General features: G+C 59.0%; 17 protein-coding genes. 7 read left to right on the top strand and 10 right to left on the bottom strand.

Annotated elements, in window-relative coordinates; all coding sequences use genetic code 11:
• Nucleotides 1-22 precede the first annotated feature (22 nt).
• The 3 genes from AB4O41_RS03610 to copC all read right to left on the bottom strand — a co-directional run bounded on the left by AB4O41_RS03610 (nucleotide 23) and on the right by copC (nucleotide 2,688).
• On the bottom strand, nucleotides 23-1,318 hold the full coding sequence (locus tag AB4O41_RS03610) for an OprD family porin (RefSeq protein WP_460146294.1): 1,296 nt from the start codon (nucleotides 1,316-1,318) through the stop codon (nucleotides 23-25).
• Nucleotides 1,319-1,458: 140 nt separating this feature from the next.
• Nucleotides 1,459-2,319 (bottom strand): copper homeostasis membrane protein CopD, encoded by an 861-nt coding sequence (gene copD / locus AB4O41_RS03605; protein ID WP_460146293.1) that lies wholly within the window; start codon nucleotides 2,317-2,319, stop codon nucleotides 1,459-1,461.
• A 3-nt stretch (nucleotides 2,320-2,322) separates the two neighbouring features.
• Nucleotides 2,323-2,688, bottom strand: a complete 366-nt coding sequence (gene copC / locus AB4O41_RS03600; RefSeq protein ID WP_460146292.1) for a copper homeostasis periplasmic binding protein CopC — start codon at nucleotides 2,686-2,688, stop codon at nucleotides 2,323-2,325.
• Between the two features lie 137 nt (nucleotides 2,689-2,825).
• Between copC and AB4O41_RS03595 the strand changes: the two genes are divergently transcribed.
• Nucleotides 2,826-3,446, top strand: coding sequence for a TetR/AcrR family transcriptional regulator (locus AB4O41_RS03595; protein ID WP_007899508.1), 621 nt, complete (start codon nucleotides 2,826-2,828; stop codon nucleotides 3,444-3,446).
• Nucleotides 3,447-3,558: 112 nt separating this feature from the next.
• On the opposite strand, the gene preA is transcribed toward AB4O41_RS03595, so the two are convergent.
• The 3 genes from preA to hydA form a co-directional block, all read right to left on the bottom strand.
• Entirely contained in the window at nucleotides 3,559-4,833 is a 1,275-nt protein-coding gene (gene preA, locus AB4O41_RS03590) for an NAD-dependent dihydropyrimidine dehydrogenase subunit PreA (protein ID WP_460146291.1), read from the bottom strand.
• The gene (locus AB4O41_RS03585) at nucleotides 4,834-6,201 is read right to left on the bottom strand and encodes an NAD(P)-dependent oxidoreductase (RefSeq protein ID WP_460146289.1); all 1,368 of its coding nucleotides are present in this window, start codon (nucleotides 6,199-6,201) and stop codon (nucleotides 4,834-4,836) included.
• 160 nt (nucleotides 6,202-6,361) lie between these two features.
• The gene (gene hydA / locus AB4O41_RS03580; RefSeq protein WP_460146288.1) at nucleotides 6,362-7,801 is read right to left on the bottom strand and encodes a dihydropyrimidinase; all 1,440 of its coding nucleotides are present in this window, start codon (nucleotides 7,799-7,801) and stop codon (nucleotides 6,362-6,364) included.
• A 621-nt stretch (nucleotides 7,802-8,422) separates the two neighbouring features.
• Between hydA and AB4O41_RS03575 the strand changes: the two genes are divergently transcribed.
• The 4 genes from AB4O41_RS03575 to AB4O41_RS03560 all read left to right on the top strand — a co-directional run bounded on the left by AB4O41_RS03575 (nucleotide 8,423) and on the right by AB4O41_RS03560 (nucleotide 13,460).
• Nucleotides 8,423-9,907 carry an NCS1 family nucleobase:cation symporter-1 gene (locus AB4O41_RS03575; protein ID WP_460146286.1) on the top strand — a complete coding sequence of 495 codons (1,485 nt, stop codon included), beginning with the start codon at nucleotides 8,423-8,425 and terminating at the stop codon, nucleotides 9,905-9,907.
• A gap of 136 nt (nucleotides 9,908-10,043) precedes the next feature.
• Entirely contained in the window at nucleotides 10,044-11,327 is a 1,284-nt protein-coding gene (locus tag AB4O41_RS03570) for a Zn-dependent hydrolase (protein ID WP_460146284.1), read from the top strand.
• Nucleotides 11,328-11,521: 194 nt separating this feature from the next.
• Nucleotides 11,522-13,018 (top strand): helix-turn-helix transcriptional regulator, encoded by a 1,497-nt coding sequence (locus AB4O41_RS03565; RefSeq protein WP_460146282.1) that lies wholly within the window; start codon nucleotides 11,522-11,524, stop codon nucleotides 13,016-13,018.
• Nucleotides 13,019-13,211: 193 nt separating this feature from the next.
• A complete protein-coding gene (locus AB4O41_RS03560; RefSeq protein ID WP_460146281.1) occupies nucleotides 13,212-13,460 on the top strand; it encodes a DUF1652 domain-containing protein in 249 nt (82 codons plus the stop codon).
• 857 nt (nucleotides 13,461-14,317) lie between these two features.
• Here the strand turns inward: AB4O41_RS03560 and AB4O41_RS03555 are convergent.
• Nucleotides 14,318-15,433: a Gfo/Idh/MocA family protein gene (locus AB4O41_RS03555; RefSeq protein WP_460146280.1), complete on the bottom strand. Its 1,116-nt coding sequence runs from the start codon at nucleotides 15,431-15,433 to the stop codon at nucleotides 14,318-14,320.
• Between the two features lie 319 nt (nucleotides 15,434-15,752).
• On the opposite strand from AB4O41_RS03555, the gene AB4O41_RS03550 reads away from it, so the two are divergent.
• Nucleotides 15,753-16,166, top strand: a complete 414-nt coding sequence (locus tag AB4O41_RS03550) for a hypothetical protein (RefSeq protein ID WP_460146278.1) — start codon at nucleotides 15,753-15,755, stop codon at nucleotides 16,164-16,166.
• The gene (locus AB4O41_RS03545) at nucleotides 16,166-16,762 is read left to right on the top strand and encodes a hypothetical protein (protein ID WP_460146276.1); all 597 of its coding nucleotides are present in this window, start codon (nucleotides 16,166-16,168) and stop codon (nucleotides 16,760-16,762) included. Before AB4O41_RS03550 ends, AB4O41_RS03545 begins: the two co-directional genes overlap by 1 nt.
• A 55-nt stretch (nucleotides 16,763-16,817) precedes the next feature.
• Here AB4O41_RS03545 and AB4O41_RS03540 read toward each other — a convergent pair whose 3' ends face one another.
• The 3 genes from AB4O41_RS03540 to AB4O41_RS03530 all read right to left on the bottom strand — a co-directional run bounded on the left by AB4O41_RS03540 (nucleotide 16,818) and on the right by AB4O41_RS03530 (nucleotide 20,128).
• Nucleotides 16,818-17,585 (bottom strand): SDR family oxidoreductase, encoded by a 768-nt coding sequence (locus AB4O41_RS03540; RefSeq protein WP_305449435.1) that lies wholly within the window; start codon nucleotides 17,583-17,585, stop codon nucleotides 16,818-16,820.
• 38 nt (nucleotides 17,586-17,623) lie between these two features.
• On the bottom strand, nucleotides 17,624-18,691 hold the full coding sequence (locus AB4O41_RS03535; RefSeq protein ID WP_460146275.1) for a phosphotransferase family protein: 1,068 nt from the start codon (nucleotides 18,689-18,691) through the stop codon (nucleotides 17,624-17,626).
• A gap of 465 nt (nucleotides 18,692-19,156) precedes the next feature.
• Nucleotides 19,157-20,128, bottom strand: a complete 972-nt coding sequence (locus tag AB4O41_RS03530) for a 2-hydroxyacid dehydrogenase (RefSeq protein WP_460146273.1) — start codon at nucleotides 20,126-20,128, stop codon at nucleotides 19,157-19,159.
• Between the last annotated feature and the right edge of the window lie 215 nt (nucleotides 20,129-20,343).

Genomic DNA, 20,343 nt, shown 5'->3' with positions numbered 1-20,343 from the left:
TATGCAGCCAGCAATGTCCGCCTTACAACAACGAAATCGGGTAACTGATAAAGATGCGGTTCTCATCAAATTCGTTGGTGCTGAAATCTCGGCGGATGGTCGCGTTGCGCCATTTGACGTTGAGGCTCTTCAGCGCGCCGCTTTGCACGGTGTAGGCCAGTTCCGATTCGCGGCCCCATTCCTTGCCGTCGGTAATCGCGCCGGTGTGTACGTTATCGCCGCTGATGTAGCGGTTCATCAGCGTCAGGCCGGGGATGCCGAGGGCGACGAAGTTGTAGTCGTGGCGCACCTGCCAGGAGCGTTCCTTGGCGTTGTCATAGCTGGCGTTGTAGCTGTCGTTGGCGAGCGTGCCGCCGCTGGTGCCGTTGACCCGCATCCAGGCGTTGTCGCCGCTGAGTTTTTGCAGGCCGACATAGAAGGTGTTACCGCCGTATTTGGCCGAGAGCAGGGCGAACGCGGTTTTGTTGTCGAGGTCGCCGGCCAGCGCGCTGCCGTCTTCCTTGCCGATGAAGTAACCGAGGTTGGCCCCCAGGGTCCAGTCGCCCATGGGCTGGCTGTGGCTCAGGTTGAAATACTGCTGCTGATAAATGTCGCTGAGCTCCGCGTACCAGACACCGACCTGAGTGCGCTTTTCATTGAACGCATACTCGCCGCCGCCGAAGTTGAAACGGTCAGAGGTAAACGCGCCTCTTCCGTTCATCGACATGTCTTCCATGCTCGCGTCATTGCGCGGACTGTTGCCGTGGAACTGGCCGCCGTAGAGCGACAAGCCGCTGATTTCGGTGGAGGTGACCTGGCCGCCGCGAAAGGTCTGCGGCAGAGAACGACCGTCGTCAGAGCGCAGAATCGGCAGCACTGGCATCCATTCGCCGACCTTCAATTCGGTTTTCGACACCTTGGCTTTCAGCGCCACACCCAGACGACCGAAATTGTCCGCGGGGCGGCCGTCATCATGAATCGGCAGCAGTTGCGTGCCGCCCGTGCCCTTACCGCCGTCGAGCTTCTGCGAGTACATACCAAGCACATCCACGCCGAAACCGACGGGGCCCTGGGTGAACCCGGACTTGGCGTCGAGGATGAAGTTTTGCGTCCACTCTTCAGCCTTGCCCTGGGCATTGTTCGGGTTGGTGAAATTGCGATTGATATAGGCGTTGCGCAGGTTCAGCGTGGCCTTGGCGTCATCGACGAAACCTTCGGCCTGGCTGGTCATGGGCAGGGCGAGGACCAGGCTGCTGCAACCGATCAGGTTGAGGGTATGACGACGGACGAAGGTGGGGCGAGGGGTGCTGGCGAAGGAATTGCGGGCGAGTCTGCTCACAGTAACGCTCCCTGACTTTTTGTTGTTTTTATTTTTTGTTATACGTCGTCGTACAACATTGGCGGCGATTATTTGCGAGGCTTTGCAGGAATGTCAATCACAGGTTGTACGATCACATCGTCCCCTTGTGGGAGATGTGTTCAGGCGGTAATCATCGGGGGCATGGTGCCCAGTAGCGAAACCGCGGCCACCGCGCCAATCCCCAGTAACCATTCCAGTACGACGCTGGTACGCAACTGTCCCAAATGCAGCTGGCAATCCTTGACCCGCCGCCGATTGAACAGCGCCAACCCCAACATCCCGATCACCAGCACAACCTTGATCAACAGGATCAGCGCAAACCCGGACAGCAATGGCGTGGGCCAGAACACACCGGTCAATACCCGTACGTTGATCAGCCCGGTCATCACCAGTCCCGCCACCAAGGCGTAACCGATCCCGCTGAAGCGTTGCAGGATTGCACTCAATGAATGAGTTGCCGGTTGACGCAGGATCATCACCAACAACATCAACCCACCAAGCCAGGCGCCGACGCAGGCCAGATGAATGATCTGGTTGAGGATCAGCAACTGGCCTTGCAGGCCATCGAGCATGGCGCCATGACCGACCGGGGCAAGCGTCGCCAGCAGCAGGCTGGAAAAGCTGATGCGCCAAAGCGAACGGGAACGCCAGGGCATCAGCAGCAGGGCCATGAGCAATAGATTGAGCAGCAGATGCCAGCGCCAGACCTGACCGAAAAAGGTATTGCTCAGCACCAGGCCTAGCGTCGCCGGATCGAATGCCGCATCCGCGGAGCCGGCCATGCTGGCGGTGATCAGCAGCAACCAGCCGACGCCGCTGATTAACGCTATAGCGGTAAGCCAGCGGGTCACTCGCGCCAGGGATGGATCCAGAAAAACTGTTTCACGGCCCAACAGCAGAGGCCTGAACACCCAGGCCCCGAACAGCATCAGCACCACGGTGAAATGCAGAAAGCGGCACAGCACCAGCGCATCGGTCATGAATTACTGACCCACCTTGAAACGGTAGGCGCCTTCGCTTTTATGGGTGTCGACCGACACGGCGTGCCATTCGACTTTGTAATCGCCAGCGGCCAACGGCGCGGCGGGGGTGACGATCAGGGTTTTCTTGTCGCTGCCTTCGGTGGCGAGGTTTTTTACCGGGACGTCGGCGCCGTCCTTGCTGATCGTCACTTTGGTGAACGTCGCTTCAACCCCTTCGGAAAACTTCAGGCGCAGTTCCGCAGGCGCGCTGACGGTACTGTCGGCCGCCGGGGTCTGGTTTTTCAAATGCGCGTGGGCAAACACTGACGAGGCGGTGAGCATCGAGCCGAGGAGGGCGGTGGCAATCAGGGTGTTCTTGAGCAGCATCGTGAAGACCTCAGGGGCATGTTCAAAGAGGCGCCAGTTTACCTGCCACAAGACCACCGTACGAAGTTTCGTTTTCCCCTGTCGCCCGATCCAGAGCGGATGCTAGTCTTGATCAACGCTGTTGTCAGGGAGCCCTCATGGGCAATCACAAGATCGAGATTCGTCGCAGTAACGTCGAAAAAATTCTGCTGGGGGCCGAAAAAGTCTTCGCCGAAAAAGGTTTCGGCAGCACCGCCATGGCCGATATCGCCGCCGAAGTGCAACTGCCGCGTTCCAACCTGCATTACTACTTCAGCACCAAAAGTGAACTGTACAGCGCGGTGCTGCTGGGTTTGCTGGAGGTCTGGAAGCAGGACGCCTTGTGTTTTGAGATGTTCGACGACCCGCGAGTGGTGCTCAGCAGCTACATCCGCGCCAAGATGAACCATTCCCGCAGCCGGCCGTACGGTTCGAAAGTCTGGGCCAACGAAATCATCCACGGCGCGCCGACACTGGGCGAGAAACTGGACGCCAGCCTGTACGACTGGGCCAAGATGAAAGAAGCGAAAATTCGCCAATGGGTGGAGGACAAACGCATCCTGCCGGTGGAGCCTTCCAGCCTGCTGTACATGATCTGGGCCTCGACCCAGCACTATGCCGACTTTGATCACCAGGTGAACATTCTTAACGATCACCAGCCGCTGTCGGACATGCAGTTCGAGCGGGCGGTGCAGACTGTGACCAGCGTGATATTGCGCGGGATTGGGTTGGAGCCGTAATCAGATCGTTCCCACGCTCCGCGTGGGAATGCCTCAATGGACGCTCTGCGTCTGCTCTTGGGACGCGGAGCGTCCCGGGCTGCATTCCCACGCAGAGCGTGGGAACGATCGGTTAGACGGTGGTGTGATACGGATTCCTCGGATCATGATTCCAATCCAGAAACGGCTTGCCCGTATCCATCGGCACCATCTCAATACAATCCTGCACCGGACACGTGATCTGGCACAGGTTGCACCCCACACACTCATCATCAATCACTTCATATTTATGCGTCCCGTCCGCCTGCTTAAGGCTCGCAATCGCCTGATGCGAGGTGTCTTCGCAAGCGATGTGGCAGCGACCGCAACCGATGCACGCCTCCTGATCAATCTTCGCAATCACCTGATAGTTGATGTCCAGGTACTTCCAGTCCGTGGTATTGCCTACCGCACGCCCGGAAAATTCCGAGACGCTGGCGTAGCCCTGACTGTCCATCCAGCGTGACAAACCGTCCTTCATCTCCTCGACAATCCGGAATCCATGCAGCATTGCCGCCGTGCACACCTGCACCGCGCCGCTGCCCAACGCAATGAATTCCGCCGCATCGCGCCAACTGCCAATGCCGCCAATGCCACAGATCGGCAAGCCTTGGGTCTGAGGATCGCGGGCGATCTCGGCGACCATGTTCAGCGCAATCGGCTTCACCGCCGAACCGCAATAACCACCATGGGTGCTTTGGCTGCCGACGGCGGGATTGGCGACCATGCGCTCCAGATTGACGCTGGTGATCGAGTTGATGGTGTTGATCAGCGACACCGCATCGGCCCCGCCCCGGTAAGCGGCACGGGCGGCGACGCGGATGTCGGTGATGTTCGGCGTGAGCTTGACGATCACCGGCAGCGAGCAATACGTCTTGCACCAGCGGGTGACCTGCTCGACGTATTCCGGCACTTGGCCGACCGCTGCGCCCATGCCCCGTTCCGGCATGCCGTGGGGGCAGCCGAAATTCAGCTCGATGCCATCGGCCCCGGTGGCTTCCACTAGCGGCAGGATGTTTTTCCACGACTCTTCGACGCAGGGCACCATCAACGACACGATCAGCGCGCGGTCTGGCCAGTCCTTTTTGACTTGGGTGATTTCCCTCAGGTTGATTTCCAGTGAACGGTCGGTGATCAGTTCAATGTTGTTGAAGCCCATCACTTCACGGTTGGGTCCGAAGTGCGCCGAGTAACGTGATGACACGTTGACCGCCGCCGGGTCTTCACCCAGGGTTTTCCAGACCACGCCGCCCCAGCCAGCCTCGAACGCACGAACCACGTTGAAGGCTTTGTCGGTCGGCGGCGCGGAAGCCAGCCAGAACGGATTGGGGGCTCTGATGCCGGCGAAAACAATCGAGAGATCGGCCATTTACGCAGCCTCCACATTGAGCATGAGTTGAGCATTGATGGCCTCGGCGGCCAGCTTGCCGTGCTGCACGGCCTGCACGGTGAGGTCCTGATCGAGGCTGGTGCAGTCGCCACCGGCATACACCCCGGGAATGCTGGTGCGTAGCTGTTCGTCGACGAGGATTCGATCGCCCTGACGCTTGAGTTCACGGGCCAGTGGATCGGCGAGGGCGCTGTTGTCGAAGGCCTGGCCAATGGCTTTGAAGATCGCGTCGGCGGCCAGCTCAAAGGTTTCGCCAGTGGTTTGCAGGCGACCTTCCACCAACCGGGTGCGGGCGAAGCGCATGCCGCGTACGTTGCCCTTATCGTCGAGCAGCACTTCTTGCGGTTGCGCCCAGGTCAGCAAGCGCACCTGATTGGCCTTGGCGATGTCCTGTTCATGATGGGTGGCGCCCATGTCCTCGACGCCACGGCGGTATACCAGATTCACATCCCGGGCACCGAGGCGAGCCATTTGCACGGCCATGTCGATGGCGGTGTTGCCGGCACCGAGCACGATGCAGTGCTCGGCCAGTGGTAGTTGCGTCAAGTCATCGGCCTGACGCAGTTCGCGGATGTAATCGGTGGCGGCGAGCAGGCCGGGAGCATCCTCGTGGGCTAGCCCCAACTGTTTGCTGGCGGCCAGGCCGAGACCGAGGAACACCGCATCGAATTGCTGATGCAGTTCACTGAGGGTCAGGTTGTCGCCGAGTTTCTGCCCGTGGCGAATCTCGATCCCGCCAATCCCCATCAGGAATTCAAGCTCCTTCTGCGCGTAATCGTCCACCAGTTTGTACTTGGCGATTCCGTACTCGTTGAGACCGCCAGCCTTCTCCCGGGCTTCGAAAATCACCACGTCATGGCCGTGCATCGCGCTGCGGTGCGCACACGACAAACCGGCCGGGCCGGCACCCACCACGGCGATGCGCTTGCCGGTTGCGGCGGCGCGTTGGAATGGGTGTTCGCTGAAGTGTGCATTGTCCACGGCATAGCGTTGCAATAGGCCGATCAGCACCGGCGCGCATTCCTGGGCGTTGTTGCGCACGCAGGCTTGCTGGCACAGGATTTCCGTCGGGCAGACCCGGGCGCAACTGCCGCCGAGGATGTTCGCCGAGAGGATTTTCTGTGCCGCACCTTGAACGTTTTCCTGATGGATATTGCGGATGAACGACGGAATATCGATGTCGCTCGGACAGGCATTCACGCACGGCGCGTCGTAGCAATACAGGCAGCGCGAGGCTTCCAGATGCGCCTGACGGTCGTTGAGTGGTGGCGCCAGATCGGTGAAATGGCCGGCGAGGGCGGCCGCGTCCTCTTGGGGATGCGGGAGGTGGTTCAAAGTCTTGATCACGGTGTTGGCCTCACGGTTATTTGAGGTACTGCCTCTGGTGGGCTGATCGTTCCCACGCTCTGCGTGGGAATGCCTCAGGGGACGCTCCGCGTTCCAATGGGACGCAGAGCGTCCCGGGCTGCATTCCCACGCAGAGCGTGGGAACGATCATTGGTAAAGGTCAGCGTTTCACTGCCGTCGGCTTGTTCATCTCAGCCCGCTTACTCAGCAAATCAAACACCGCCGGATACGCCGGCCGTTCGACATACCGACCGGCGCCACGCTCGGCGCGCAAATCACCATCGGCCCACACCACTCGGCCCTGGCTGACGGTGTGGCTCGGCACGCCGCGCACGGTCTTGCCTTCAAAGATGTTGAAGTCGACTTGCTGGTGATGGGTCTTGGCTGAAATCGTCCGCGTGCCTTCCGGATCCCACAGCACCAGATCGGCATCGGCGCCCACTCGAATTGCACCCTTGCGCGGATAGAGGTTGAAGATCTTCGCGGTGTTGGTGGAGGTGAGGGCAACGAAGTGCTGCATCGACAAGCGCCCGGTGTTCACCCCTTCATCCCAGAGCACCGCCATGCGGTCTTCAATCCCGGCGGTGCCGTTGGGGATCTTGCTGAAGTCGTCACGGCCGGCGGCTTTTTGCTCGGCGCAGAAGCAGCAGTGGTCGGTGGCGGTGGTGTGCAGGTTGCCCGCTTGCAGGCCATGCCAAAGGGCTTCCTGATGGCCGCGAGGACGGAAGGGCGGGCTCATTACGTAACCGGCGGCGGTCTGCCAGTCCGGGTGTCGGTAAACGCTGTCGTCCAGCAGCAGATGCCCGGCCAGCACTTCGCCGTAAACCGGTTGGCCCTTGCTGCGGGCGTAGGTGATTTCGTCGAGGGCTTCCTTGGTCGAGACATGAACCAGATACAACGGCGTGCCGAGGGTTTCGGCGATGCGGATCGCCCGGCTCGCGGCTTCACCTTCCACCTGCGAAGGCCGCGACAGTGGGTGCGCTTCCGGCCCGGTCATGCCTTGGGCCATCAACTTGCGTTGCAGGTGATAGACCAGTTCGCCGTTTTCCGCGTGTACGGTCGGTACCGCGCCCAATTCCAGGCAACGTTCGAAACTCGCCACCAGCGTATCGTCGGCAGCCATGATCGCGTTCTTGTAGGCCATGAAATGCTTGAAGCTGTTGACCCCGTGGTGGCTGACCAACTCAGCCATTTCTTCGCGGACCTGCTCGCTCCACCAAGTGATGGCGACGTGGAAACCGTAGTCCGACGCCGACTTCTCGGCCCAGCCGCGCCATTGATGAAATGCCTCCATCAACGATTGCTGCGGGTTGGGAATCACGAAGTCGATGATCGAGGTGGTGCCGCCGGCAAGCCCCGCCGCGGTGCCGCTGAAGAAGTCTTCGCTGGCCACCGTGCCCATGAAGGGCAGCTGCATATGAGTGTGCGGGTCGATGCCACCCGGCATCAGGTATTGGCCGCTGCCATCGAGCACTTCGGCATCGGCGGGAACATCGAGGTTTTCACCGATGGCTTTGATCACGCCCTCGGCGCAATAGACGTCGGCGCGATAACTTTCATCATGGGTAATAACGGTGGCGCCACGGATCAACAGAGACATTCCGAGTTCCTCGCAGGCATTGACCGACTGATGCCGGTTCTAAATGTTTTATAGGAAGCAGACGCCAATCGGTGTATTCCTGTCAGCGCTGTCAAGAATAGACGCTAGCTGCAGTTTATGGATTGAGCAAGAATATTTTTTATTAGCTTATTACTGCTTTAACTGATTGATAAATAACGATAAAAATGAAAATCACCAAAATGGTGAGGCCTCTCACCATTTTGACGCACTTGACAGGTTCCAAAAATGGACGAGATTTTCTATGAGAAATCAGCCGCTTGAGGATGGTCTATGGTTGATGCGCGGTCTTTCAAAAAAGATCGACGCACCAGATTGAGTCCTGACTGTTCGGACAACTTGCCTGACATTCGGCCTGAGTGGCATGGCAACTGACCGCGGATTCAATAGTTGGATAAATAAAACTGATTAACATCAGTTAGTTAGCGAAATTTTATGGCGCTGCCCGATGTGTAAGCGGGACACCCGGCACGTTTATTGATGCCGCCGCTGACACCTTGGCCGGTCCGTAAAAGTTGTCAGTTTCTCCGGCCATCGTCCGGCTCGCGCGCGTTGCGCCAGCCGCTGATGAGCAAAAATAATCAAAAAAACAGTGGAGCGGCCATGCAACAGATTAGATCGCAAGTGACCGAGCGCGACGGCTTGTTTGAGCTCGAAGCCGGCAGCGATGTCCTCGACAGTCCCCGTTACAACCACGACATGGCACCGACCAAGGTGCACGAACGAACCTGGAACAAATGGCACATCACCGCGCTGTGGGTAGGCATGGCGATCTGCGTCCCGACCTACACCCTCGGCGGCGTGCTCACTGCTTATTTCGGCCTGACCGTCGGCGAAGCGTTGCTGGCGATTCTGTTCGCCAACATCATCGTACTGATTCCGCTGACCCTGAACGCCTTCCCCGGTACCAAATACGGCATTCCATTTCCGGTGTTGCTGCGCTCGTCCTTCGGCATCCTCGGTTCCAACATTCCGTGCTTGATCCGTGCCCTGGTAGCGTGCGGCTGGTTCGGCATCCAGACCATGTTCGGCGGGTTGGCAATTCACCTGTTTCTCGGTTCGGTGTTCGATGACTGGAAAGCCCTCGGCGGCACCGGTGAAGTGATCGGCTTCATGCTGTTCTGGGCCTTGAACCTGTGGGTGGTGATACGCGGCGCGGACTCGATCAAATGGCTGGAAACCCTCTCGGCACCGTTGTTGGTGCTGGTGGGCGTGGGGCTACTGGTATGGGCGATGCCGAACGTATCGATGACTGAATTGATGGCGATCCCGGCCAAGCGTCCAGAAGGGGCCAGCGTGGTCAGTTACTTTGCCGCCGGGCTGACTGCCATGGTCGGATTCTGGGCCACTTTGTCGCTGAATATTCCGGACTTCAGCCGCTACGCGAAAAGCCAGAAGGATCAGATCGTCGGGCAGATTATCGGCTTGCCCCTGACGATGTTCCTGTTCGCCTCCCTCGGCGTGGTGATGACGGCCGCTTCGGTAAAACTGGTGGGCGTCACTGTCTCTGATCCGGTCACATTGATCGGCCATATCCAGAGCCCGGTCTGGGTCGCCTTGGCCATGGCGCTGATCATCATCGCCACATTGTCGACCAACACCGCGGCCAACATTGTTTCGCCGACCAACGACTTCCAGAACGTCGCGCCCAAGATCATCAACCGCACCAAAGCGGTGATCCTCACGGGGCTGGTCGGCTTGGCGCTGATGGCCCATGAACTGTTGAAGAAGCTGGGGCTGATCGTTTCGGATTTAAGCCTGGAGACGGTGTATTCCAACTGGTTGCTGGGCTATTCCAGTCTGCTGGGCCCGATCGCCGGGATCATGGTGGTGGACTATTTCCTGATCAAGAAACAGCAACTGGATTTGGCAGGTCTCTACCGTGACGACGTTTACCCGGCGTGGAACTGGTTCGGTTTTATTGCATTCGGTGTGCCGGTGGCGTTGACGCTGCTGTCGCTGGGCAGCGATGCGTTCAGCTGGTTTTACAGCTACGGCTGGTTCACCGGCTCGGCCCTTGGGGGGCTGATTTATTACGGGTTGAGTGTGATGCGGCCGAGTCCTACTGCCGTAAAAACTGCGGTGTGAGGAATTGATCGTTCCCACGCTCTGCGTGGGAATGTAGCCCAGGACGCTCCGCGTCCCAGAAGCGGACGCAGAGCGTCCATGGATGAATTCCCACGCAGAGCGTGGGAACTATCAGAAAAAAACTGAGGAGATCACCATGAACGCTGCCATAGACGTTCTGCAGTCCACCCATCAGCACATCAACCGCGACCGTCTGTGGCAGTCGCTCATGGACCTGGCCAAACTCGGCGCCACGGTCAAGGGCGGCGTCTGCCGGCTGGCCCTGACCGACCTCGACCGCCAGGCCCGGGACATTTTCGTGAACTGGTGCGAGGAAGCCGGCTGCACCGTCAGCATCGACGCCGTCGGCAACATCTTCGCCCGCCGTCCGGGTCGCAACCCGAACCTGCCCCCGGTGATGACCGGCAGCCACATCGACACTCAACCCACCGGCGGCAAGTTCGACGGCTGCTTCGGCGTGCTGGCCGGGGTCGAAGTCTTGCGCACCCTCAATGACCTGGGCGTGGAAACCGAAGCGCCGCTGGAAGTGGTGGTCTGGACCAACGAAGAAGGCTCGCGCTTCGCCCCGTGCATGATGGGCTCCGGCGTGTTCGCGGAAAAATTCACCCTCGAAGAAACCCTGGCCAAAGTCGATACCGAGGGCGTGACGGTCGGCGAAGCCCTGAACGCCATTGGCTATGCCGGGCCGCGCAAAGTCAGCGGCCACGCCGTCGGAGCCTATTTCGAGGCCCACATCGAGCAAGGCCCGATTCTTGAGGACGAACGCAAAACCATCGGCGTGGTGATGGGCGCTCTCGGACAGAAATGGTTCGACCTGAAACTGCGCGGCGTCGAAGCCCACGCCGGCCCGACACCGATGCACCTGCGCAAGGATGCTCTGGTCGGCGCCTCGGTGATCGTCGGCGCGGTCAATCGCGCCGCCCTCGGCCATCAACCCCACGCCTGCGGCACCGTCGGCTGCCTGCAAGCCTACCCCGGCTCACGCAACGTGATTCCCGGCGAAGTGCGCATGACCCTGGACTTCCGTCATCTGGAACCGGCGCGACTCGATTCAATGATCGCCGAAGTTCGCGAAGTCATCGAAACCACCTGCGAGGAACACGGCCTGACCTTCGAACTGACCCCCACCGCCGATTTCCCGCCGCTGTACTTTGACAAGGGTTGCGTCGAAGCAGTACGCGGCGCCGCTCAAGGGTTGGGTTTGTCGCACATGGACATCGTCAGCGGGGCAGGGCACGACGCGATCTTCCTCGCCGAACTCGGCCCGGCGGGGATGATTTTCGTGCCCTGCGAAGGCGGCATCAGCCACAACGAAATCGAAAATGCCGCGCCGGATGATCTGGCCGCCGGGTGCGCGGTATTGTTGCGGGCGATGCTGGCGGCTTCGGATGCGATTGCCCGCGGAGAACTTGCGGCCTGAAGATCAGCTTCGCCAGCTCCTACATTGAGCGTGTACACCTATGGATGTACGCAACCTCTGTAGGAGCTGGCGAAGCGTGCAATTCTTTGATCTTCCGACCCCGGCACCCGCTTCATTTGCACTATCAGAGCCACCAACGGTCGTAATCTTCACAGGGCCGCGCGTAACGGCGCCGCCGCAATCGTGGAGATCCAATGAGCCAGGACGTCCTGAACACCGAAACCAATCGCCGCCAGTTGCAGCAGATCATCGCGGGCCTGGCCGACGGGGTGATTCTGCTGGAACTCGACCAGACGATCCTCTGGGCCAATGACGCCGCGCTGACCATGCACGGTGTCAGTCGGATCGCTGATCTGGGCGCCAATGCGAGGGAGTACGCGAAGCGGTTTGCCTTGCGCTATCGCAACAATCACCCGGTAGCGACGGAGAATTATCCAATCAGCCGCGTTGCTCGCGGTGAGATGTTCAGTGATGTGCTGGTCGAATTGACGCCGATCGAAAACGACGAGCGAACCTGGGTTCACAGCGTGCGCAGCATGGTGCTGGCCGACCGCGCCGGCGAGCCGGAGTCGTTGGTGCTGATCATGAACGACGTCACCGAATGGGCCAGCGCCGAGCAGCGTTTCGAAAAGACCTTCAATGCCAACCCGGCCCCGGCGGTGATCTGTCGTCTCAGCGATTTGCGCTTCATCAAAGTCAACCAAGGCTTCCTGGAAATGACCGGCTATACCCGTGATCAGGTGATCGGCGCTTCGACCTATGAGCTGGATGTGCTGGAGCGCGCTGAAAACAAGGACCTGGCCAAGCAGCGTTTGCGTGACGGAGCAACCATTCCGCAGATGCAGGCCGAACTGCAATTACCCGACGGTGGCAGCAAGCAGGTAATCGTTGCCGGACAACCGCTGGAGCTCAACGACGAAGATTGCATGCTGTTTTCCTTCGTCGACATGGAGCTGCGGCACAAGGCCGAAATTGCCCTGCGCCAGAGCGAGGAGCGGTTCGCCAAAGCTTTTCGCCTCACCCCGGTGCCGATCCTGGTGTGCGGCGCCGACGACCAGGTGGTGATGGATGTTAACGAAGCCTTTCTCGATACCCTCGCGTGCCCCAGTGAAGAGGTGCTCGGCAAGACCGTGGCGCAACTCGGTTTCATCGACGACGCGGGCGCTCGCACGCGACTGTTTGCGGCCCTGGAGAAAACCGGACGCGTGGATCGCGTCGATGTCAGGGTGCGCAGGCAGGATGCAGAGGTGATCGATTGTGCCGTCTCGGCGGACACTGTGAACATTCAGGACGGCACCTGCTATCTGCTGGTGTTGATGGACATCACGGAGCGCAAACGCACCGAACTGGAGTTGGTGTCGGCAATTGAAGAGGTGATGAAAGATGCCTCCTGGTTCAGCCGCACGCTGATCGAGAAACTCGCTAATGTGAAAAGCGTCAACTCGCCGCAATTGCCCAGTGTGTCGTTTACCGAACTGACTGCCAGGGAGCGCGATGTGCTCGGCCTGATTTGTGAAGGCCTGGCTGACAAGGAAATCGCCGCCCGCCTGAAACTGGCCCCCAATACGGTGCGCAATCATGTTTCGACGGTGTATTCCAAGCTCGACGTGCACAGCCGCAGTGAGGCGATTGTCTGGGCTCGCGAACGGGGTCTGTTCTCCGGTGAGAGGCGGCCCAAGGGGCAGCGTTAAGATGCAAATGCACTAGCTGGGATGGTGCAATTTGATGTTCTTCGCAGGGGCTGGTTTTTCTAGGCTGTAAGGGTGCGATACGTGGCTTCAGGTCGGTATTGCGTCCTCTACGATGCAGCTAAAGGAACAGCCAGATGAATGCGAACAGATCAAGCGTGGGGTCGATTTTTAGTCGTCGCCAAGGTGAATCAGGATGATTCATCTGGTGCAATTGCGCATGCAACTGGAGCGAAATTTTCCGCCGTTGGCCTGTGAATGTGCGCTCACGGGGGATAATTCGTTGACGGTGAAGCTTTATCACCCGGCAACGGGGCAGGTGGATCTGGTGGTCAGTGGGTTGAACGTGGTGAAACTCAAGACACCAGAGGCGGTGGCGGCGTTGATTGAAGAGTTGCGGTATGAGCTTGAGAGCATTGGCCTGCATCGGTCCAATGCTTTGTAGGCGCTGCTTGTCTCTCGCGGATGTACCCCGATCCACTATTGGAGCGAGGCTTGCCCGCGAAGACGGCCGCATTCGCTGATGTACGCGGTTCAAACTGTGGGAGCGAGCCTGCTCGCGATAGCTATTGGTCAGGCCACCGGGATTTTTGGTGGTGTACATATCCATTTCTGCGGTAACGGCTGCTTATGGTTCCGCCCTTACGGCGGGTCACTTTTGGCAAACGCCCCAAAAGTAACCAAAAGGTCTTGCCCCACCATTCGGTGCCTCGCCTAGGCTCGGCATACCCTCTCTCCGGCATTGCTTCGGGGGCCCGCCGCCATCGGCCATCCATGGCCGGGGGCGGCTACCGCGGCATCCCTGCCGCGGTAGCCCCTGCGCAACGCCTGCGTTCGGCCTCTGGGAAAGGGGCAGGTAGGTCAAGATCAAAAGCCAAAGCCAAAGCCAAAGCCAACCCCAGTCTATCCGGTGTTTTTCTGGCAATGGCGGGTGGCTGGGCTATAAGGAATGCGAGGGTATTCTTTTTCTGTGACGGGGCCGCGGGTGTGCGGTGTGGTTTTTGTGTCGCGGAAAATGTCGATTACTTACCGCGGGTCAGCCTATGAACAGTTTTGGGATACGTATTTTTTCGCCACTGTCGCTCGTACTCTGCGCGGCGGTTCTAGGTGGTTGCGCCAGCCCGCCGCCACCGCCACCCGCTGCGCCGCCACCGCCACCGGTTCGTACCTGTCAGACCTCCGAAAACACTGATGTGCAGGGTGATATGAGAGCTGAAGGGCAGGTGACCCGGATCACGACCCTGACCCGTTGCGTCACTCAGTAAGCCTGCTCCGGTTTAATGGTGTGGCTTGAGTAGCGGGTCAGACTTCCTCGACCCTGACCCACCGCGACTCTTGTGCCGCCAAACGAATTGCCGTCGCCAGGCGTTCGACTTCCCATGCCTGTTCGAAATCCATCCCGTCCTGACTTAGGCCGGCCAGCGCCATCACCAACTCGTGCACTTCAAGGGTCTTGAGCTCGTTGTAACCCAGCTGATGCCCCGGTGCCGGGCTGAAAGCGGCATAACCCGGTAAATCCGGCCCGGCCAGCAGCCGTTGGAAGCCACCTTGCCCAGCGTGATACATCCGTAGTTCATTCAAGCGTTCCTGATCGAACGCCAGGGTGCCCCGGGTGCCGCTGATTTCAAAACTCAGGTGATTCTTGTAACCGTGTTTGAGCCAGCTACTGCTGAACGTCCCGCGCGCGCCGTTGGCGAACCGCAGCAACGCGTGGACCTGATCGTCGACCGCGACCTCGCGCCGTTCCTGGCCACCTAACGTTACGGGGCGTTGCGTATGTACGGTCTGGGTGTCCGCGCACACCGCCTCGATGTCGCCCAGCAGATGACGAGCCATCGCCAGCAAGTGGCTGCCCAAGTCCGCCAAGGCACCGCCAGCGTAATTGGCGTCACAACGCCAGGACCAGGGTGAAACGGGGTCGGCCATGAAGTCTTCGCTGAATTCGCCCTGGAAACTGATGATCTGCCCCAGCGCGCCGCTTTGAATCAGCTCACGAGCCAGGCCGATGATCGGGTTGTGTTGATAGTTGTAACCGACCCGCGTCACCACGCCCGCAGCTTTTGCAGCCAGGCGCATGGCACTGGCCTGTTCGAGGTTCACCGCCAGCGGCTTTTCGCAGTACACCGGCTTGCCGGCGGCGAGGGCGGCCATGGCCATTGGGTAGTGCAGATGATTGGGGGTAGTGATGGCGATCAGGTTGACCTTGGGGTCATTGATCAGCTGTTGCCAGTCGCTGTGAGCCGCATCGAAGCCCCAGGCGTCGGCGCAATGTCGACCGCGTTGCGGGTCGGCGTCGGCGAGGGCGGCGAGTTTGAGCTTCAGCGGTAATTCAAAAACGGCGCTGACATTGCGAAAGGCCAAGGCGTGGGCACGGCCCATGAAACCTGTGCCGATAAGTCCGATACCGAGTTCGCGCATAACCGGAGTCCTTTGGTTTTTTATTTTCAGGAGGGCTATTTATGGAATAAATATTCTCTAATTGCAATCGTATGGAATAAATATTCTCTTTGTGTGCGGTTTCAGGAGGCACACGAAATGGCTACAACGCCTTACGACATTGCCTACAACCACCCCGGAATCCACTGGCTTGCGCGTCTTGCTCCCGGTCTCTATCGTTTCCATGTGCGCAGATCAACGACAAATCGTGGGCTTTGATGATGGGACATACACCGCGGACTATATTGGCCACTAACTAATCAAATTTGAGCAGTGCACCAAAGCTCGAATAGAGGTGGCAATGTCGAAGGATCCCGAAAAAACGACCTATGTTTTCGTTGATGGTGATCGTCACGAAGCTAAGGCGGTGCGTGATTCCGCAGGATTCCAGCACGGCGGCATTGTCCGGCTAACGAACGGCAAAATTGTTAGCGGTCATGCCAGCACCACCAAAATAAATTCCGAGAAGACATACGGACTCATCGCAGCGGCGATTGCAAAAAGTAGATCAGGAGTGATGCTGAATATGGATAGCGAAGGACACAAAACATCGGCTGAGACTGGCTGGGTAATGGTCGGCTCTAACGGCACCAAGATATCAGCTGCCACTTGTGCTTCGGTGCGTATCGATGAATATGCCACTGAAATGCTCAAGGACCCGAACAAGGTTCGGGAGTTTTTCAAACGTGTGAATGGGGAAACCAAGGTTCGCTGATGTATTGCATTTCTCCTTCTTTTGTTCTGGGTTTCCATGGGTGCGAGCGAGAAATTGGCGAACGCGTACTGGCTGGCGAAGCAACGCTCCTTGATAGCACTAATGATTACGATTGGATCGGTCGCGGGGCCTATTTTTGGGAAAACAACCCACAGCGCGCGTTGAGCTTTGCGACCAATGCGCAAAAGCGGAGCACTATCAAAAATCCATTTGTGATTGGTGCCGTGATTGACTTAGGTCGTTGCCTGGATTTCACGACTGAGAGTGCGTTGCGTGAAATCCGTCAGACCTACCTCTGGCTTGAAGCCGCCTCAAAAGAAAAGGGCGGGCAACTTCTTAAGAAGAATAATCCGTACCTACGTCGTTTGGATTGCCAAGTCATTGATGCCTTGCATACCTTCCGGGAGTTTGCGGAGGCACCTGCGTATGATTCTGTTCGTTCACCATTCTGGGAGGGCGAACGACTTTATCCTGGTACGGACTTTATGCATGAAACCCATGTTCAGTTGGCGATCCGTAACGTAAAGAGCATCAAGGGCTATTTCAGAGTTCTGGATTTGACCGGGAAGCCAGTTGAATTTGTGCGGAGTGAATAGTGTCGTTACCAAAAGGCAGCCCTGAGGCTGCCTTTTGTGTATCTGGTGAACCAAGTCAGGACAAAAACCCACCATCCACATTCAACGAAACCCCGGTCGTGTAGCTCGACGCATCACTCGCCAGATACAACACCGCACCGGCCATTTCACTTGGATCCGCCACACGCTTGAGCGGAATCTGCTGCAGCGCGGTTTGCAGGATGGCATCGTTCTTCACCAGCGCCGAAGCAAACTTGGTGTCGGTCAGACCCGGCAGCAGGGCGTTGCAACGGATGCCGAATTGCGCGCATTCCTTGGCGAAGACTTTGGTCATGTTGATCACCGCTGCCTTGGTCACCGAGTAAATGCCCTGGAAGATCCCCGGCGAGATGCCATTGATCGAGGCGACGTTGATGATGCTGCCACCGCCGTGTTCGCGCATCAGCTTGCCGGCTTCCACCGACATGAAGAAGTAGCCGCGAATGTTCACGTCGACGGTTTTCTGGAAGGCGCTGAGGTCGGTGTCCAGGACGTTGCAGAACTGCGGGTTGGTCGCCGCGTTGTTGACCAGAATGTCCAGGCGCCCGAACTGTTCGCGGATGCCGGCGAAGACTTGTGTTATCTGTTCCATTTCGCCGATGTGGCAGGCGATGGCGGTAGCCTTGCCGCCGGCGGCGATGATTGCGTCGGCGACGTGCTGGCAGCCATCGAGTTTGCGGCTCGAAACGATGACGTGGGCACCTTGCTGCGCCAGCAGTTTGGCGATGGCTTCACCGATGCCACGGCTGGCGCCGGAGACGAAAGCGATCTTGCCGTCGAGGTCGAACAACTGAGTCTTGGACATGAGTTTTCCTTGTTTTTGGGCCCGATCAGCGGCCGTGATCAGAGGCTGGATTTCGAGATGACTTGCAGGCTCATCTGCTCCAGCAGTTTGTTCATGTGAATGAACTGCGCGAAGCGCTTGTCCTGGGTCTGACCATGGAAGAAGCGGTAGTAGATCTGCTGCACGATGCCGGCCAGACGGAACAGGCCGTAGGTGTAGTAGAAGTCGAAATTGTCGATCTGGATGCCGGCGCGCTCGGCGTAGTAATCGACGAACTCACGGCGGGTCAGCATGCCGGGAGCGTGGCTTGGCTGGCGGCGCATCAATTGCACCGGCGCCGGGTCGTCGGCTTCGATCCAGTAGGCGAGGGTATTGCCCAGGTCCATCAGCGGGTCACCGAGGGTGGTCAGTTCCCAATCGAGCACGCCGATGATCTGCATCGGGTTCTCGGGGTCGAGGATCACGTTGTCGAAGCGGTAATCGTTATGGACGATGCTCGACGTCGGGTGATCGGCCGGCATCTTGTCGTTGAGCCAGGCCTTCACCGCTTCCCATTTAGGCGCATCCGGGGTCAGGGCTTTTTCGTAGCGATCGCTCCAGCCTTTGATTTGCCGCGCGACATAACCTTCGGGTTTGCCAAGGTCGCCCAGGCCATAGGCCTTGTAGTCGACCTGATGCAGTTCCACGAACTTGTCGATGAAGCTTTTGCACAGAGCTTCGGTCTTCGCTGAATCAAGGCCCAGTTCCGGCGGCAGTTCGGCGCGCAGGATGATGCCCTTGACCCGTTCCATCACATAAAACTCGGCGCCGATTACTGACTCGTCGGTGCAGTGCACATAGGCTTTTGGGCAATAGGGAAAGCCGTCCCGCAGCTGATTGAGAATGCGGAATTCGCGGCCCATGTCGTGGGCAGATTTGGCCTTGTGACCGAACGGTGGGCGACGCAGGACGAATTCCTGTTCGGGGTATTCCAGCAGGTAAGTCAGGTTCGACGCACCGCCCGGAAACTGGCTGATTTTCGGCAAGCCGCTCAGGCCCGGAATATGCGCCTTGAGGTACGGATCGATCAGGCTGGCATCGAGTTCTTCGCCGGAGCGGATACGGGTGGACTGGTCAGTAAGCGCCATGCTTATCCCTTCTGCTTATTTTGGAGGCCAGACATCATTGGCTAATCTAATGGTGCGCCGGGGTCGCCACAAGCGCGGCACGGTCTTATAGGTTAGCGTGTTGCTGGATAATCAGCGTTCCTGATGTGCGAGCGCAGGTTCGGCGGACGAATGTGGGCCAGCATCGATATTGAATGTGCCGAGGTCATCGCGAGTAGGCTCGCTCCCACAGGGATCTCGGTTGAGCGCGGTATTTATGTACGACAGAGAGGGGGCGAGTCTGCTCGCGATGAGGCGATCTCAGTCAATATGAGGCTTTAAACCTCGGCAGGATCGGTCCAACGCCCAACCAACCCCGGTGCCTGTCAATACGCCCATGGTGGCGGCATCGACCCCGGCCGCTATGCCGCCAGTTATCACGGCACCCCGGTGTTCAGTGAACCCGCGAATAGTGAAGACGCGTACCGACGACTGCTTGGACGTCCTTTAGTGATTGTGTCGGGTGGCTGCCGTCGGCGGCGGTAAAGCAATGGGGGTCAGGACCGGTTGACCGGAAAAAAACGCCGCCAGGTTTTTGCCGACCAGCTCCACGGTGCCTTGGGTGGCCTCCGGGGACAATCCGGCGACATGCGGGGTCAGAATCACGTTGGCCAACCCCTTGAGGGCGTCCGGCACCTGGGGTTCATTATCGAAGACATCCAGCGCGGCGCCAGCGATCCGTCGCTGTTCCAGCGCGCTGATCAGGTCGGCCGTGACGATCACGCTGGCCCGCGCAATGTTGACGATGAACCCCTGGGGGCCCAAGGCGTCGAGCACCTGTCTGTTGATCAAGTGTTGAGTGCCGAGCCCGCCGGGTGCGGCGACTATCAGGAAATCCGAATGGCGCGCCAGTTCGGTCGGCGTCGAGCAGAAGCTGTAGGGCACGTCGCTGCGATGCTGGCGGTTGTGGTAACTCACGCTCATGTCGAAGCCGTTGGCGGCACGTTTGGCGATAGCGATGCCGACGGCACCGAGGCCGAGGATGCCCAGGCGTTTGCCGGCCAGGGAAGGGCGCATGATTTTCGGCCACTCGCCCCGACGCACGGCAGCATCGGCCCGAGGAATATCCCGCACCAGTGCCAGCAGCAACGCCATGGCGTGGTCGGCGACGGAAGAAGCATTAACGCCGGCCCCGTTGGTGACGGTGATGCCGCGGTCGGCGGCTGCTTGCAGGTCGACGTGTTCGTAGCCGGCGCCGATCACGCAGATGATCTTGAGGTTGGGCAGGGCGGCAATTTCATCGGCGCGTAGGCCCAATGGACCGCGCGTCAGCACCGCTTCGATCTGACTGCCCTGTCGGGCAATGGCGGCGGCGCGCTCGGCTGGGGTTGGGGCCAGAATCAGATGAAACCCCTGATGTTCGAGAATCGGCAGGTATTCATTGATGGTTTCAACCAGTACCAGAACAGTTGCGGTCATGCTGGGCTCCTGCGGGCAGCGGAATGTCGGGGCTCGAACGTCGCTTCAGATTGCTGACCTCAGAGCGGTTTGGCAATGGCCAAAGTTTTGGCTCCCTGTGTCGGAGCTGGCGAAGCCTGCGATCCTTCTAATGACAACACTAGATCAGTGCGGGGCAGATGGAGAGGATTTGTCCGCAGCTCGTAGGAGAGAAGCTTGCCCGCGAAGAACGATAA

The organism is Pseudomonas sp. S2_A02, assembly GCF_054668495.1.
Note: the sequence above shows the minus strand (reverse complement) of the source record. Positions and strands in the feature narration are given on the sequence as shown.

Excerpts from the sequence above, each read along its gene's own strand:
- AB4O41_RS03595 (WP_007899508.1), top strand. The coding sequence starts at position 2,826 with ATGGGCAATCACAAGATCGAGATTCGTCGCAGTAACGTCGAAAAAATT.
- AB4O41_RS03555 (WP_460146280.1), bottom strand. The coding sequence starts at position 15,433 with ATGCGCGAACTCGGTATCGGACTTATCGGCACAGGTTTCATGGGCCGT.
- copD (WP_460146293.1), bottom strand. The coding sequence starts at position 2,319 with ATGACCGATGCGCTGGTGCTGTGCCGCTTTCTGCATTTCACCGTGGTG.
- hydA (WP_460146288.1), bottom strand. The coding sequence starts at position 7,801 with ATGTCTCTGTTGATCCGTGGCGCCACCGTTATTACCCATGATGAAAGT.
- AB4O41_RS03535 (WP_460146275.1), bottom strand. The coding sequence starts at position 18,691 with ATGGCGCTTACTGACCAGTCCACCCGTATCCGCTCCGGCGAAGAACTC.
- AB4O41_RS03575 (WP_460146286.1), top strand. The coding sequence starts at position 8,423 with ATGCAACAGATTAGATCGCAAGTGACCGAGCGCGACGGCTTGTTTGAG.
- preA (WP_460146291.1), bottom strand. The coding sequence starts at position 4,833 with ATGGCCGATCTCTCGATTGTTTTCGCCGGCATCAGAGCCCCCAATCCG.
- AB4O41_RS03545 (WP_460146276.1), top strand. The coding sequence starts at position 16,166 with ATGTATTGCATTTCTCCTTCTTTTGTTCTGGGTTTCCATGGGTGCGAG.
- AB4O41_RS03540 (WP_305449435.1), bottom strand. The coding sequence starts at position 17,585 with ATGTCCAAGACTCAGTTGTTCGACCTCGACGGCAAGATCGCTTTCGTC.
- AB4O41_RS03530 (WP_460146273.1), bottom strand. The coding sequence starts at position 20,128 with ATGACCGCAACTGTTCTGGTACTGGTTGAAACCATCAATGAATACCTG.
- AB4O41_RS03560 (WP_460146281.1), top strand. The coding sequence starts at position 13,212 with ATGATTCATCTGGTGCAATTGCGCATGCAACTGGAGCGAAATTTTCCG.
- AB4O41_RS03565 (WP_460146282.1), top strand. The coding sequence starts at position 11,522 with ATGAGCCAGGACGTCCTGAACACCGAAACCAATCGCCGCCAGTTGCAG.
- AB4O41_RS03570 (WP_460146284.1), top strand. The coding sequence starts at position 10,044 with ATGAACGCTGCCATAGACGTTCTGCAGTCCACCCATCAGCACATCAAC.
- copC (WP_460146292.1), bottom strand. The coding sequence starts at position 2,688 with ATGCTGCTCAAGAACACCCTGATTGCCACCGCCCTCCTCGGCTCGATG.
- AB4O41_RS03550 (WP_460146278.1), top strand. The coding sequence starts at position 15,753 with ATGTCGAAGGATCCCGAAAAAACGACCTATGTTTTCGTTGATGGTGAT.